The 15,195-nt window shown below is 53.7% G+C and carries 14 protein-coding genes and 2 pseudogenes; 3 read left to right on the forward strand and 13 right to left on the reverse strand.

What is annotated here, in order from left to right; genetic code table 11:
- Positions 1-185 precede the first annotated feature (185 nt).
- Together ACHHV8_RS17245 and ACHHV8_RS17250 are read right to left on the reverse strand one after the other, a co-directional pair.
- Positions 186-485 carry a hypothetical protein gene (locus ACHHV8_RS17245; RefSeq protein WP_395163704.1) on the reverse strand — a complete coding sequence of 100 codons (300 nt, stop codon included), beginning with the start codon at positions 483-485 and terminating at the stop codon, positions 186-188.
- A complete protein-coding gene (locus tag ACHHV8_RS17250; protein ID WP_395159979.1) occupies positions 430-1,983 on the reverse strand; it encodes an alpha-L-fucosidase in 1,554 nt (517 codons plus the stop codon). Before ACHHV8_RS17250 ends, ACHHV8_RS17245 begins: the two co-directional genes overlap by 56 nt.
- A 151-nt stretch (positions 1,984-2,134) precedes the next feature.
- Between ACHHV8_RS17250 and ACHHV8_RS17255 the strand changes: the two genes are divergently transcribed.
- A complete protein-coding gene (locus ACHHV8_RS17255) occupies positions 2,135-2,665 on the forward strand; it encodes an AraC family ligand binding domain-containing protein (RefSeq protein ID WP_395159981.1) in 531 nt (176 codons plus the stop codon).
- A 4-nt stretch (positions 2,666-2,669) separates the two neighbouring features.
- Complete coding sequence (locus ACHHV8_RS17260) at positions 2,670-3,056, forward strand: helix-turn-helix transcriptional regulator (RefSeq protein WP_395159983.1); 387 nt, start codon at positions 2,670-2,672, stop codon at positions 3,054-3,056.
- On the opposite strand, the gene ACHHV8_RS17265 is transcribed toward ACHHV8_RS17260, so the two are convergent.
- The gene (locus ACHHV8_RS17265; RefSeq protein ID WP_395163542.1) at positions 3,004-3,621 is read right to left on the reverse strand and encodes a LysE/ArgO family amino acid transporter; all 618 of its coding nucleotides are present in this window, start codon (positions 3,619-3,621) and stop codon (positions 3,004-3,006) included. The two genes, ACHHV8_RS17260 and ACHHV8_RS17265, sit on opposite strands and share 53 nt — an antisense overlap.
- Positions 3,622-3,768: 147 nt before the next feature.
- Here ACHHV8_RS17265 and ACHHV8_RS17270 point away from each other — a divergent pair, with 147 nt between their 5' ends.
- Positions 3,769-5,232, forward strand: a complete 1,464-nt coding sequence (locus tag ACHHV8_RS17270) for an aminotransferase-like domain-containing protein (protein WP_395159985.1) — start codon at positions 3,769-3,771, stop codon at positions 5,230-5,232.
- A gap of 376 nt (positions 5,233-5,608) precedes the next feature.
- Here ACHHV8_RS17270 and ACHHV8_RS17275 read toward each other — a convergent pair.
- The 10 genes and pseudogenes from ACHHV8_RS17275 to ACHHV8_RS17320 form a co-directional block, all read right to left on the reverse strand.
- A pseudogene (locus tag ACHHV8_RS17275) lies at positions 5,609-6,989 on the reverse strand (MFS transporter).
- A gap of 134 nt (positions 6,990-7,123) precedes the next feature.
- The gene (locus ACHHV8_RS17280; RefSeq protein WP_395159987.1) at positions 7,124-7,717 is read right to left on the reverse strand and encodes a TetR/AcrR family transcriptional regulator; all 594 of its coding nucleotides are present in this window, start codon (positions 7,715-7,717) and stop codon (positions 7,124-7,126) included.
- A 179-nt stretch (positions 7,718-7,896) separates the two neighbouring features.
- The gene (locus ACHHV8_RS17285; protein WP_395159989.1) at positions 7,897-9,150 is read right to left on the reverse strand and encodes an ATP-binding protein; all 1,254 of its coding nucleotides are present in this window, start codon (positions 9,148-9,150) and stop codon (positions 7,897-7,899) included.
- Positions 9,151-9,402: 252 nt separating this feature from the next.
- Positions 9,403-10,098, reverse strand: a complete 696-nt coding sequence (locus ACHHV8_RS17290; protein WP_395159991.1) for a Na-translocating system protein MpsC family protein — start codon at positions 10,096-10,098, stop codon at positions 9,403-9,405.
- Positions 10,099-10,428: 330 nt separating this feature from the next.
- Positions 10,429-10,683, reverse strand: a complete 255-nt coding sequence (locus tag ACHHV8_RS17295; protein ID WP_395159993.1) for an SGNH/GDSL hydrolase family protein — start codon at positions 10,681-10,683, stop codon at positions 10,429-10,431.
- Between the two features lie 41 nt (positions 10,684-10,724).
- Positions 10,725-10,991: pseudogene (locus ACHHV8_RS17300) on the reverse strand (hypothetical protein); the annotation flags it as partial.
- A 117-nt stretch (positions 10,992-11,108) separates the two neighbouring features.
- Entirely contained in the window at positions 11,109-12,038 is a 930-nt protein-coding gene (locus ACHHV8_RS17305; RefSeq protein ID WP_395159995.1) for an FAD-dependent oxidoreductase, read from the reverse strand.
- Positions 12,029-12,451 carry an FAD-dependent oxidoreductase gene (locus tag ACHHV8_RS17310; RefSeq protein ID WP_395159997.1) on the reverse strand — a complete coding sequence of 141 codons (423 nt, stop codon included), beginning with the start codon at positions 12,449-12,451 and terminating at the stop codon, positions 12,029-12,031. The genes ACHHV8_RS17305 and ACHHV8_RS17310 overlap by 10 nt, the downstream gene beginning before the upstream one ends.
- 216 nt (positions 12,452-12,667) lie before the next feature.
- Positions 12,668-14,197: an extracellular solute-binding protein gene (locus tag ACHHV8_RS17315; RefSeq protein ID WP_395159999.1), complete on the reverse strand. Its 1,530-nt coding sequence runs from the start codon at positions 14,195-14,197 to the stop codon at positions 12,668-12,670.
- Between the two features lie 112 nt (positions 14,198-14,309).
- Positions 14,310-15,185, reverse strand: a complete 876-nt coding sequence (locus ACHHV8_RS17320) for a carbohydrate ABC transporter permease (protein ID WP_395160001.1) — start codon at positions 15,183-15,185, stop codon at positions 14,310-14,312.
- Positions 15,186-15,195 lie beyond the last annotated feature (10 nt).

Here is a 15,195-nt window from a genome sequence, read left to right on the forward strand (position 1 = left end):
TTCCCGCCTACGCTCTGACTTCAATCAGTTGCACAGGCCGCATTCTCCACTATTATCGCTCAAGCTGTCAAAGTTGAAATATTGAGAATTCGTGAGAAACCAGGAGAAAACATTACTTTATAGTAGGAGGAAAAGGTTACACTTGAAGAAAGGTTTTACCGACAAGGAACGCGCAGGTCTCATTTTCACCCTGCTGGATGAAGCTGCACTTCCTTCAAATTCATCAAAAACTCGCACGTTATCGTTTCCGCCCATACCGTCAGCGTATATTCGCCTGGCGCAGACAGCTTCACAGTTCCCAGCGTGTCATAAACGAAGCTATAGCCGTCGCCCTTCTGGACAACGCGGCCGCCGAAACGCTGTCCGGCGCTTTCAAGCACGTAAGCCCCGCCTGCCGAGCCTTCCTTCGCTCCGTACACCAGCTTGACTTCATAATCGCCTGCTTCGGCAGCCCGGAAGGTTCCAGCTGATGCTGTCTGCAGCATTTACCCAGTGGGTCACGACGTCACGGCCCGCTTTGCCGGTATCCAAGCGCAGCTCGCTGCCATGAATATCTCCGTCAAAGGCGTTCAGCACATTGACATAGTCGCGGTTAAACAACCGCTTGACCGGATTGCCTTCAACAGCCCCTTTCACCTCGACCACAATAACGGTTGCATGCTTGTCGAGCGCTTCGGCAGGCACCTCGATCTCCACATCCTCGGCATTCAACCGATGGCGGACAAGCTCCTTGCGGCTGCTGTCCGCCAGCAGCCAGACTTTCGCCGCCTCGCTTCGCAGACCGGGCACGATCAGCTTACCGCTGGCAGGCCATTCAAATACATGAAGATACAGCTTGCTGCCTTGCATCGTGCACCGTCCCCATTGCGGCTTGCCGATCGGGCTGCCCTCCGTACCGTATACGCTCTCCCCGTTAACTTGCATCCATCGGCCCACTTCATGCAGAATCCGGCGGGAATTCTCATCGAACTCGCCCTCGGGAGTCGGCCCGACATTGAGCAGATAGTTGCCGTTCAGGCTGAATACGTCAATCATATTATGGAGAATACGTTTGACCGGCTTCCAGTTATGATCCGTTTTCTTATAGCCCCACGAATCGTTCATCGTATGGATAGACTCCCAGTCCTTGCGCTGAATGCGGATGTGCAGCTGGTTATCCCCGGAGTTGCCGTAATCGCCGAAGCCGTCCCTGCGCACGCGCCGGTTGACCAGGCAGTTCGGCTGCAGACTGCGGACATAGTCCACGAAGCGCTGTCCTTGCTCGTCCGTCACCTTATGGCCGCAATCGAACCAAAGAACCGCGACCTCACCGTATTCCGTCAGCAGCTCTTTGAGCTGAGGGAACGCTTTTTCATTCAAATAACGTTCATAACGCGTACGCTTATCCTCGTCGTCAATCCAAGCTTCCAGCTCATCCCAAGCCCCGATGTTGCCGGGAAAATCATGCGTATTGCCCTGCGAATCGGGATGGTGCCAATCCATCGCATGCGAATAATAAAAGCAGAGCTTCACGCCCTCCTGATGACAGGCTTCCGCCAAATCCTTCATAGGATCGCGGCCGTACGGCGTGCGCTTAAGAATATTGAAATCCGACACGCTTGAATCATACAGCGCAAATCCGTCGTGGTGCTTCGCCGTGATGACCAGGTATTTCATCCCGGCCTCCTTGGCCGCCTTCACCCACGCCCAGGCATCGAAGCGTACCGGGTTAAAGTCCTCGGCAAGCTTCTCATATTCCTTCACAGGAATTTGTCCTCTGAGCATAATGTGCTCGCCGTAGGCGCCCGGCACCTCCTTGCCTTTCCATACGCCGCCTAACAAGGAATATAAACCCCAATGGATGAACATTCCGAACCGGGCTTCGCGCCACCAGGCCAAACGCCGGTCGTGCCCCTCCTCCGTCAGCTCCGTTATCGCGGCGGGCTGACGCCCCGTCTCCGCTTCTGCATCCGCATTATCCATATACATATCCCGTTGTGCCATACTCAGGTCCCTCCGTCCATCATAGTCACTTCCGCTTCTCCTGTATTGTACGACGGGTATGATATAATCCATATGGACACGGTTAACCGGAATTTGTACGAAACTAACCTCCTGCTGGACGCATGGCATAACAACAAAAGGGGTGATTGCAATGGAAGCACGCGATCATTCGGCGATCAGCCGCTTTTTATCTGAATTGAAGGTGCAGCTGATCATTTCGCTGCTTAGCAAATGCAAGCCGGACTGGATGCAGGCTCCCTTCGAGCCCGTATACAGTAAAATTTATTACATTACCGAGGGCGAAGGGCGCGTGTTCGTCGGCGGGGAAGAACTACGGCCCAGGCCGGGACAGCTGGTGTTCGCTCCCGCAGGTTTGACACAGTCCTATTCGGTCACGGACCCGAGCCGCACCTACCGGATGTATTGGTGCCATTTCATATCGAGCCTCAGCCTGATGAATTTGTTCAGCTCATTTAAGCTGCCCTTTTGCCTGGATGCGGAACAGCCTGAGCAAGTGGTCAAAGCTTTCGAGAAGCTCGTGCACAGCTACACAACGGAGCAGGGTCCCGCCAAATCGATCCACATGCAGGCGGCGCTGCTGGATCTGATCTCCTGCTATTTCGAGCAGGCGGCCCTGGACCCATCCTGCCCACGCTCCCTCCTTATCCGGCAGCAAGCTTAATACGGTGCTGCAATACATCGAGGCCCGCCTGGAACGGGATCTGACCGTTGCGGAGCTGGCAGGACTGATTCATCATCATCCGAACTATTTTATCCGCTTCTTCAAAAATCATATGGGCATGACGCCCATGGCATATATTTATGACCGGAGACTGGAAAAAGCCCGTCAGCTGCTGACCTCCTCCGATCTGTCGATCGGCGAAATCGCCCTGGCTGCGGGCTTTAACGATATTTTTCATTTCTCCAAAGCGTTCAAACGCAAGATCGGCGTACCCCCGTCCGAATTTCGCAGCTGGCCCGGCGCGCTCCCGCAGCCCTTGCTTATGCAGCCCGCTTGCGTTATAACGAGCGGACAAGACCCAGCAGCAAATAACAAGCCGTGCCCCAGATGATGAGGGCGGAGATTTTATTGATCCATCGTATCCAGCCGCCGGAAGGATTCATCTTTTTCATAATGCTTCCCGCCATGCATAAACCCAGAAACCAGAGCCAGGATACGGTTACGACCGCCGCCGCAAATGCAGTCCGGTCCGTCCCGCTGTAGCGCAGCGAATTCATTCCGATTACCATGACCGTATCCAGAATGGCGTGCGGGTTCAATAAAGATACAGATGCCGCGAACAGCACCTGCTTGCGGATACCGTAAGCCGCTTGACCGGCGGCGGCACCGTTGGACGGATGGCTCCGCCAGAGCGTCCAGCCCATATAGAGGAGGAATATAGCTCCGAACCCCATCAAAATCCGGCTCAGCCAAGCGAAATTTACGACGACGACCGAAATGCCCAGCACCGCCAAAATAACGAGCACCGTGTCGCACAGCGCCGCCGTAATCACCGACGGCAGCGCCTGGACCAACCGCGGCTGATTCGCTCCCTGGTTAAAAATAAACATATTTTGAACCCCCAAAGGGAGGATCAGGCCAGCGGCCAAAATAAATCCGTTCATCCATGCTTCGATCATATTGCTGCCTCCGCTGCTCTTGATGTGTTCGGATCTATTGTAGGACAGCCATGCCGTTTTGGCTCCATCCATTTGGCTGGATAACGACCCAACCAAGTTGTATACTATGGTTATTTAAGTCCGATCGCAGCAGGAGGAATATCGATGACATCCTTGGAATGGCAGCCGGACCGGATGTCCGGTCTGCCGCTTCATTATCAGATCAGCACCCATTTGAAAAATAAAATCGTTCAGGGCGAATGGCCTGCCGGAACCAAAATCCCTTCGCAGCGGCGGCTGGCGGAAGCTTTCGGAGTGAACCGGAGCACCGTCGTTATGGCGCTGGATGAATTGACCGCAGACGGCTTCCTTGAAGGAAACCGGGGCGGAGGCACGACCGTCGTGAACCATACGTGGACGCAATTGACCGCCGCGCCCCCGCCGGATTGGACGTCGTACGTCAAAGCAGGGATTCAGTCGTCAAATTTGCCGACAATACAAGAAATCAATGAAGCGGAATTCCGCACCGGTATCATCCGGCTTGGAACGGGCGAGCTCGCTCCGGATATGCTTCCTCAGCAGGAAATGAGGGAAGTCCTGCAAGCAGTAGCCTGCGAGCCGCTGCCGCTTGGGTATGAGGAGCCGAAAGGCAGCGCCAAGCTGCGGCAGCAAATCGCGCAGCATGTGAAGGGATACGGCATCCACGCTTCTCCCGCTTCCATTCTGATCGTATCCGGCGCCCTGCAGGCGCTGCATCTGATCTCGATCGGACTGCTGCATAAAGGATCGACGATCCTGCTTGAAACACCGTCCTACTTGTATTCCGTTCCGATCTTTCAATCCGCGGGCATGAAGCTGTCCGGTATCCCGATGGACGGGGAGGGCATCGAGGCAGGCTTGATCCCGCAATATAAAAGGCAGGTGAACGGAGCGCTGCTCTATACCATTCCTTCGTTTCATAACCCGACAGGGACGGTTATGAGCCGGCCAAGACGGGAGCAGCTGATGGACATATGCTCCAGGGAGGGCCTCCCGTTGATCGAGGATGACGTATATAGGGATGTGTGGATCGATGCCCCTCCGCCCGCCCCGCTCAAAGCCGACGATCCGGGCGGCATCGTTCTGTATTTAGGCAGCTTTTCCAAAACGGTCAGCCCGGGCCTGCGCATCGGCTGGGTCATCGGTCCGGAGCCCGTCATCAGCCGGCTGGCCGACATTAAAATGCAGACCGATTACGGCTCCAGCTCGTTATCCCAATCGGCCGCAGCGGTATGGCTGTCCTCCGGCTTGTATCAGGAGCACCTGGAATCGGTGCGCAGGCAGCTCGCTGTGCGGAGAAATATTACGGCAGCCGCTTTGGAGAAGCATCTCGGGGGCTTGGCCTCCTGGGACATGCCGGCCGGAGGATTCTACATTTGGCTGCAGCTGCCGCAGGCGCTGTCGTTGAGCGCGCTTTTTGCCGCGGCGTTAAAGGAAGGCGTCCTGCTGAATCCGGGGCATTTGTACGAACGGGATAACAGCCGTTATTTGCGCATCTCCTATGCCTATGCTTCCCTTGCTGATCTGGAGACAGGCATCGGCAGGCTGGCAGCCGTTGTCAAGCGGATGCTTGCCGTTTCTGCTCCCTGAAAATGAACCCTAAGAAAACCGTCAGGAAATTCCCTGACTTTTCTTTATCGTGCGAACCCATACGTCAACGCGTTTGGAGGGAATGGATATGGGGTTACAGCCGCTCTTGAAATCGTGTTCTTTTAATTAGACTAAGCGGTATGAACACGATTTCAAATGCGGCCCGTAAACTTTCCACCCCATATCCATTCCCTCTTCTGTTCTACTTCGTGCACTCTTCCACCTAACACCCGTTCCCTCTTCTGTTCTACTTCATACTCTCTTCCACCTCACCCATTTTCCTCTTGGTTCTGCTTCGTGCTCTTTGCCACCTCATACCCGTTTCCAAGCAAAAAAACGGCTCCTAATTGTGAAATCAGGAACCGTTGTATTACAATCAGCTTTCCGTTTGAAGCGCGGCCCGCTTCGTTTCTCCGAACTGCGTATAATAAAACACGAGAATCAAGACGTGCAGAATCGCAAGAATCAAATAAATATTGCTGTACACCGAACCGTTCGAATCCGGATTGGCCGGATTCCAGGGAAACCCCGAACCAAATTCTACAGCCCGGCTGTAGATGCCCGTCGCTATGCCCCCTGCTATAAAGTTAAGCATCGACATCATGCCCATCCCAACGCCGACCTGCTCTCTGGGCAAGGTCCGCGAAATCGAATTGGACAAGGCAATCAGCATGAACGACTGCCCGACGTTACCGAAGATCAGGAATAACGCAATCAAGTAAGCGGAGCCCCCCGTAAAGGTCGAGAGCAGAATAAACGACAGCAGCAAGCCTCCGGATGCGATAAAAAATAAGTAGGAGTTCCCTTTCAAATCCGCCAGCCTGCCCCCGGTTAGTGCCGAGAATCGCTGAAGCGAGCGCAGCCGGAACCATCGCGAAGCCAATCCATCCCGGCGGAAGCGACTGTACCTTCGACAGCAGAAGCGGACTTAGAAAATAAAACGAAAACCCGATCCCGTTAATCAGAAATGCAACCGTCAGCCCGAAAGTGTATCTTTTATTGCGAAACAGCTTCGGCTGAATAAACGGCGCGGATGCGGCATTGACTCTAACGATAAATATGGCGAGAAAGACTACGCCCAATAGCAGCTGCAGCCACGAGCCGTTCGTTACGCCTAACAGCATCAGCGCTACCGTGATGCCGAGCAAGCCTCCGCCCAGCCAATCGAACGAACCCGGTGTGCCTTCCTGCTCCTCCTGCAAATATTTACGGTAAAACGGCAGGGTAATCAGGATGAGCAGCGGGACGGCGAATAGCCACCGCCAGTGGGCTACGCTGACGATCAGCGAGGAAACGACCGGTCCGAGCGCATTGCCGAGCGCCAAGCCGACGGCCGTCATTCCGAGAGCGGAGCCGCGGCGTTCCGGAGGAAAATACCGAACCGGAATCAGCATAGCCGTCGCCGGTATGGAGGCGGCCCCTACCGCCTGCAGGCATCTGCCGGCAAGCGCCAGCCAGAACGTATGCGACGCCAAGCCGACAAGGGAACCTGCGGCGAAGACGAGCAGCCCGAAGGTCAGCAGATGCTTGAGCTTATAGCTGTCGGCCAGCTTGCCATAGGTTACGGTGCCGATGGCATAGATAAGAAAATAAGCCGAGGAGAGCCAGCTCACCTGGGCGATGCCCAGATTGAACTCCTTGCTGATTTCCGGCAGAACGATGTTGAACATCAAACCGCTCATCATCGAAATAATTAATGTAAACATAAGTACGCGCATAAGCTTGTCACCGGTCGACAAGGATGCTTTAGATTGCATGGCTGGTTCCACCCTTTCTTTTATGTCTGTCTGTACTGACTGACATTTGGTTTGCAAGAAAAGCTCCCTTCCGGAGCCTGATTTGCGCAGCATGCGGCCGCAGCGAAATATTTTTCCGCATAGATGTAAAATAACTACGGAGTCAGCGCTCTCGTAAACACGCGGACGCCTTCCTCAATAAACGCTTCCAGCGTAACGTGCGGGAAGTAGTTGGCTCCAGCTTCCAAGTCATTCATAAAGGCGCCGAAATTCATCATCATGAAAGACAAGGCGAGCAATTGAGGATCTTTGCCTGAAATGTTCCCCTTGCCGGCCATTTCGGTGAAATAGTTCGTCAGAATCGTCAACAGCTGGCGGGGATGCTTCTGCGTTCTCTCTTTGAACCCCGGCAGATTCCCCTCGTCCTTAATGCTGATCAGAATCATCTTCCGGTTGCGGTTCATCAGCTCGTGATAGGTCCTGCTGATCAGCAGCAGATCTGCCGAAAGATCGCCGGTCAGCTTTTCCTGAAACAGCCTCGTCATCTCATGGCCATAATGAAAACGGTCAAATGCGGTTTCCAGCATATTCTGCTTGCTGCCAAAATAGCGGAACAGCGTTTTTTCGCTTAATCCTGCCGTAGCGGCAATTTCCTTCGTTGAAACGCCGTTGTAGCCTTTCTCCGAGATGAGATCAATGGCTGTTAACAAAAGCTTCTCTTCATTAGCGGATTGGTTCCTGTCGCTCATACCTATCCCTCCACTAAATGTCTGTCAGTACTTACTGACATTATATTATTCCGCATCTTTTCACTTGTCAAGGCTTCACAGCCTTACAGCTGAATTTGTCTCTATGCCTTGCCTTGTAATCACACGCCTGCGGGCCGGCCCTCGCAAAATACGGCCAGGGCCCTGCTGCGCCGCCCTTTTTATACGGGCAGCCGCAGCGTCACCGTCGTTCCTTGGCCTTTGGCGCTTTTGAACAGCAATTTGCCATTCATCGCCGAAACGATCTGGAACGCTACCATCAGACCGATACCGGTTCCTTTTTCCTTGGTGGAATAAAATGTGTTCCCGAGCTGCTTCAGCTGCTCTTCCGTCATGCCTTCCCCTTGATCCGTAATTTGAATCCATATGTATTGATTCAGCTTGTATGCCTTGATTTCCATACTGCCTCCATAGCTCATGGCTTCCACGCCATTTTTGACCAGGTTAATCAGCACCTGTTTCAGCTTGGCGTGATCCCCGCGGAAACGCAGATCGGGCTCGGTGTGGTAATCGAGAATAATGCCCCGAACCGTGGCATAAGAGGTCATTAAGGTAGCGACAGTATGAACCAGGCTCGAAACATTCATGTCGTCGACCCGCTCGACCTGCGGCTTGGCAAAGCTTAAATAATCGCTGATAATAAACTCCGCCCGGTTCAGCTCTTCGATCGCCGTGGTCATATACTGCTGCCCTTTCCCGTCCATTCCCGACTTCGCAAGCTGAATGAATCCCCGGACGACCGTAAGCGGATTGCGGACCTCGTGGGCCAAGGACGCCGCCAATTCACTGATCATCGAGAGCCTTTCGGCCTGCTGCATTTCGGTCTTCATTCTTGAAATGACGATCATTTTCTCGATCATGCCCACGGCCAATAAGGTCAGCAGCAGCTGGAGGACTAAAGAAAGGCCGAACCAGTAGGCAAACGAAAGCGAAACCGGCGACTTGACAAGATAAGAGAAATAGATAAACATGCCGGCAAAAACGCATAGGCAAGCTGCCGCCGAAACGCTCAGGCTAATGAGAATTCTTTGCTGTCTGCTCCGTTTATAAAAGCGCGGCACAAACAGGAAAGGAACGCCGGCAAGCAGCAGGCTTCCCAGCAAGGAAAAAGGCGCCCCATGGCCTCCCAGCAAAACCATATACACAAAGGTGATCCCGACGGCTAAGCCTCCTGCGGTATAGCCCCCGTACAAAATAGTCGATAAGAGCGGAATCCACCTGAAGTCCAGTATAAACTTGTGGTCCAATGTAATAGGAAAGGTCATGCACAGCATGGCGGAGGCTCCGCCGAACAGGCCGGTCAAGATCTGAAATTGCATTGTTCTTCTAGCTTGGAACTTGTCCAGCAATAAAATCTCCGTAATAATAATTGGAAACAATATGGTTAGCGTGTGCAGCAGCAAATCCTTTAACATGGACCCCATTTCCCCTTCTTCTATTCCATCATGACAACATAAAAAAGCCAAAACAAAAGAAGAGCACACCTTTTGTTTTGGCTTATGTCTAGTTTTATACCTAGCTCATTTCCGCCTTCGTTGAAGGACAAGCAAGACACGTTTTTTGAATTCAACTACAGCTTTATTTTCATGAAAGCACTGGCTTTTTATCCAGTGCCCTACAAGTTAGACTATATGCTCCAGTTAAAATATGCAATAGGAACATATGTTTCATGCGTCGCCCGGCGTAAGAATAAAAATAATCAAGCTGCGGTCAAGTTCGAAATCCCAATCGACGAAGCTGTCCGTAATTTTCGAGTTCAACACCGATTCGAAATGGTTGTTATGCAGCAGGCTTTTTTCCAGCGCACGTTTGGCAATTCGCAGCTGCTCCTCCTGGCCAAGACGAATCAACTGCTTCTCGATGGCGACGAGAATGCCGTTACGGATGACGACCAGCGTCCTGGGATTGATGAGGTAAGATAATATTTTTACCGGGGGCTTCTCGGACTGTATGCTTAAATTCAAGATTTCCTGGTGCAGCTCTTTTTTGTGCGGATAATCGACGGAGACGGATTCAGCAACTACGTTCAGGTCAACACAGGTCAACACAAACACAGCCGACTTGTTATGCAAGTTCCAATCATAATAAAACTCCTTGACTTCCATGCCCGCCACATGGCGAATGCTTGCCTTAATATCGGGGATTAAAGTCTGCATAACCGTATCTCTAGTAATTTGAAGCAGCGTTTCCTGCTGCTGCGCCATGAGCACCCGCTCTGTCGGCGACATGAGATTGCGTATATAGACGACGATAAACGGATGCCCTATCGATACATAAACCGAATCGGGGCCTTTGCCGAAATTATCGCGAAGCAGCTTGCCGATATAACTCGCTATTTCCGTCTGGTGCTTGACCTGGTTCATAGTCCATAGTCCCCTGCTCCCTGTAAATTAGTGAGTCAATTAGTGAGTCATGAACTAGTATGGGTTATTCCAAGGTAAATATTCCAAATATATTCCAGTTTTTTTCTTGTCAAAAGTAATGAACCCCATATACGAGGAGGGAGACATAAAATCGTTGAAGTTCTCCGTGTCCCGATAGGAACCAAATAAGGCGCCCCGGATCCAGCCCGGGACGCCTTATTGCTTTTGTCCAAACCACTATAGCATACAACCGCCCGCCGATGCTGCTTATCCGAGGGACAGCCTGCGGCACGCGCCCAGATCGGCTACTAACCTAAGCATGAATTGCTCTTACAGCTGCTGTAAAAATGAAGCGGCCAGCCCCGCAATCCGCCGATAGCCCGCTTCGTTCGGATGCAGGCCGTCCCGGGTAAGCACGGGCAGCGTCAGCTTATGGAAGCCGCTTACCGCATACAGATCCAGCACCGGCAGCGCATAGGCCAGGCCGATCTCCCGAACCGCCTCGGCGTATTCGGCCAAACGGTGTCCCGCCTCGTTGACGCGGTAAATATCGTATCCGTCCTTATCCCGCTGCAGCGGGTCCATAAATTCAATCGCGTATGAGGATTCCGCTCTAAGATATGCTCAATCAAAGAAGCATAAGCCCCTCTGAACGTCTCCACGTCATGCGTTCCGCGATCGCCGATCGGCTTATGCAGACGAAAATCGTTAACGCCTGCGAAGATCGTAACGCAGTCCAGGGACGGCTCCGCCTGCTTGCCGGCATGCACGGTTGCGCCGTAGTCGGTCTCCCCGCCGGCCGTCATTGGGCACCCGCCGACACCGTAATTCCGGACCTCCCGGAAGCCTAGAGCTTGCTGGACAAGCGGCTGGTACCCGCCCGCAGCCGTAATGCTGTCTCCAAGCGTTCCCCACGCTTTGCCGGTTCATTGCGATTCCATTGCCGTTTCCTCCTTAGCTCGGTTTCCTTTATGATGAATGCCGCTGCACTCCGCCTTCACCACGACACTTTATCTTAATAAAGCGCCTCCGGCCTCCAACACCGATTGCAGCTCGGCAATGTCAACTTCCCCGGGCCGGACGCCGTGCTTCACGGCGAGTCCCGCTGCAGAGCCTGCCGCCTGGCCGGTTGCCATGCAGCTAGGCGTCAGACGGGTCGTCGCCAGCGCCTCATGCGTCGTCGAGATGCAGCGCCCGGCGGTCAGCAAATTCGTAATTTGCCGAGGCAGCAGGCAGCGGTACGGAATATCGTAGGCGCCGTCCCCCTGCACCCATGCCGCCGTCACGCCTTTGCCGGAAGGATCGTGGATATCGATCGGGTAGCCGCTGCGCGCGATGACATCGGGAAACCTTCTCCCCTGCACGACATCGTCCGCCTGCAGGGCGTAGACGCCGTCGATACGTCTCGTTTCCCGAATGCCGATCTGCGCGCCAACGGCAGATAAGGACGCCCCCTCGAACCCGGGCAGCCGCCGCATAAAGTCGGCAACCATCAGCACCTGCCTGCGTCCCTGCTCCTCCGCTTCGGTCAAGTCCTCCACATCGGTTCCGTCCAGTCCCTGCACCCGGGTCGTATTGACCAACACTTCATCGTCCTCCGGTCCGGTGAAGAAAAGAACCTGATCGCGGTTGATCGGCAGATCCGCTTCCTTCCAATGCTTGTAATAGCCAAGAACACCGGATAACGGAAGCTCCGGCAGCTCGCCGAACGGCGTTTTGCGGTAAAATTCCTCCGGATGCTCCAGCATATACTGCTTGACCCGTGCCAGATCGACGCCCCGCATGCGGAACTTCATGGTCATCGGCTGTGTCAGCTTGTCGCCGTCCCGGCCCTGCAGACACGGGGCTCCGGCTAAATAGGCTATGTCCGCATCCCCGGTAGCGTCGATAAATACGGTTCCCCGGACTTCAACCTTGCCCGACTTCGTCGTCAGCTCCACAGACTGAATCTGCGTGTCCTCTCCGTGACTACCCGATCGGCAAAGCTGTGCAGGAGCAGCTTCACGCCCGCTTCCTTCAGCATCTCAAGCGCCAATACCTTGTAGTGCTCCGGGTGATACGGGGTTATCGTATGCACGAAGCCCACCGTATCTCTGAGATGGCCGGGCGACGCCTTCCGCTGCATCAGCCGGTCGATGATCTCCTGTGCGATACCTTTGATGACCTGCTTCCCTTCCGCTGTATGGAAGGTCATCCACGGGTAGACCAAAGCGGCTGTCGACATCCCGCCTATAAATCCGTATCGCTCCACCAGCACGGTCCGCGCCCCGCTCCGTCCCGCCGCAATAGCCGCATTCACTCCTGCAGGCCCGCCCCCGCAGACTACGATATCGGCTTCGATAACTCTGCTCACCGGTCATCTCTCCTCTTCCATTATATGAACGTGCCGAATTCCTCTTCCCTCTGTACCTGCAAACCCCACAAAGTGGGGATTATGCTTCGAAGCGGATTCAGGTACTTTGCGGGGACCCCGAAAATTTATAAATAGGTCAATAAAGCTGACGCAGGTTCTCTCTGCGCCAGCCTGTAATAACACTATGAATCCAAAAGCTGCCGGAACTTATCCCTCTTATTTCTTAACGGTTGCATACCAGTCGTTCACTTCTTTGAAGCTGGCGTCCCCGCCGGACGATTTGAATTTCTGCTGGAACGCCTCCAGCCCGCCGATTTGCTCCGCCCCGAAAATCAGCTTCACCGTGTAATCGTTGACCATCGTGTTGAGCTGCTGGAAGTTTTTCGAGTACTCCGGCATATAAGGAGAAATGCCGAGCAGGTCCATCTTTCTCGTATCGGCAGGCTGTTTTACGTTCAAATATTCCCAGGCCTCAAACAACCGCGGATCCTTGCGCACACGCGCCTGCCAATATGTCGGATAATTTTTCTCATCCGCGCCCATCAGGAAATTGTTCGCCTGGTTGCGCTCATCGGTGAAGATCGGCAGGATCGGCAAGTACGCCCCGTCCTTGAACGTATAATGCTTCCCTTCCTCGCCGATGGCCATCAGCTTGAACGTATCTTTGTCCAGCTTCGCATTGATCCATTTGATCGCATCCTCCGGATGCTTCGCCGCTTTCGGAATAAAGGTTATGCGGTCGAAGCCTGCGGAAGCGCTTAGGCCATATTTTCCGTCCTTACCCTTCAGCGCAGGGATGTAGACCATTTTGCCGTCCGGCTGAGTCTTCTTCAGCGCATCGGCCACGGTAGGCACATCCGCCCAGTGCAAAGGCATCATGCCCGCTTTGCCGCTCGAAAACTTCTCTTTCATCGTCGCATCCTTGTTGACGCCGAACTCTTTATCAAGCAAGCCCTGCTTGAACAGGTCGGTCATGAAAGCGATATATTCCTTGTAGCCGGGATCGAGCACGCGGGGCGTCAGCTTGCCGTTCACATCGTTATAGAAGTTGTACAGTCCGAAGGCTCCGGCAATATCCGCGACAATCGGGTCGTCGCCCTTCATCGTTAACGGAATATTTTTATCTCCGTTGCCGCCGGGGTCCTTCTCCTTAAACGCTTTCAAAACAGCCACCAGCTCATCCAGCGTCGTCGGCGCTTTCATCCCCACTTTATCGAGCCAGTCCTGGCGGATCATTAAGCTGGTGCTCGCAAACGAAATCGCCGATGTCGGGATCGCATACAGCTTGCCGTCGACCTTGGCCGCGTCCAAGGTTTCCTTGGAAATGGCCGCCTTAATGTTGGGGCCGTATTTGTCGATCAGCGGACCGAGGTCCGTCAAAGCGCCCTTTTTGGCATAGTCCGCGTAGAGCGCCTTGAAATCGCTGCTTCCTCCCGTCGTAATCGCGTCATAAGGCTCGGAAGAAGCGATCAGCAGGTTCAGCTTATCTTGCGGTTTGTCCTGCGGAAGCATGTCGTACTGCACCTTGTACCCAGTTTTTTCTTCCAGCACTTTGGCGACCGGATACGTATTATAATCGTCCTTTTGCCAGATTTGCAGCGATTTGAGCGTCGGCTTGGCTTCGTTCGATGCAGGTGCTGTTCCTGAGGAGGCCGTGCCGGACGTCTCCCCTCCCTTGGAGGAACAAGCGGTGGAAACGAGCATAAGAGCGGACAGTGAGAGAACGAGCCATTTTTTGGTATTCATGCAGAACCCTCCTTGAATCTATCTGTATTACGGTACGGATGCTCCGGTCCGACTGCAGAGGGCCGAAGCTCCATGCCGGTGTTACCCTTTTGCTGTGTTACTTTTTGCTGTGTTACCCTTTGACGGACCCGATCAGCACGCCTTTGATAAAATATTTTTGCAGAAACGGATACACAAGCAGAATCGGAATGGTGGACGCGATGACGGTAGCGGCGCGAATGCCTTCAGGCGAAACGTTCATCATGTCGTCAACGCTTTTGTTGAGAGCTGAGGACGAGTCGGCATCCATAACGATGTCTCTCAAATACAGCTGAAGCGGCTTGAGCGAAGGATCGTTAATATACAGCATCGGATTGAAGAAATCGTTCCAGTAGTACACCGCATAAAATAAAGCGATCGTCGCGAGAACCGGCCCGCTGAGCGGCAAAATGATCCGAAATAAAATCGTGTAGGTGCTGGCCCCGTCCATTTTGGCCGAATCCTCAAGCGCCTCGGGCAGACTCTCATAGTAGCTCTTGATAACCAGCATATTGAAGACGCTGATCATTGCAGGCAGCATCAGGGACCATAAGCTGTTGATGAGACCCAGGTTTTTCATCAACAAATAGTTCGGTATGATGCCGCCGTTAAACATCATCGTAAAGACGAACAGCACCATGATAACTCCCATACCGGGCAGCTGCCGCTTGGACAGCGGGTAGGCCGTCACGGCCGTCACCAGAATGGACAGCACGGTTCCCACGACCGTAATCAGCACGGAAATAAGGAACGAATGAATAAACTGGCTGGATGTCACCACATAAGCCATCGTTTCCAGCTGAAAGCCTACGGGCAGAATGCCGACCTTCCCCGCAACGACCGCCCATTCCTCGCTGACCGACTTGGACAGCACATTGGCAAAGGGCAGCAGCGTGGCCGCCGCCATCAGCAGCAGAACGGCATAGGAGAACAGATCCAGTCCGATGTCGCCGAATGTTTTTCTACGCAATTGTGATTCC

The sequence above is a fragment of the Paenibacillus sp. TAB_01 genome (genome assembly GCF_043945595.1).
Taxonomy (GTDB): domain Bacteria; phylum Bacillota; class Bacilli; order Paenibacillales; family NBRC-103111; genus Paenibacillus_S.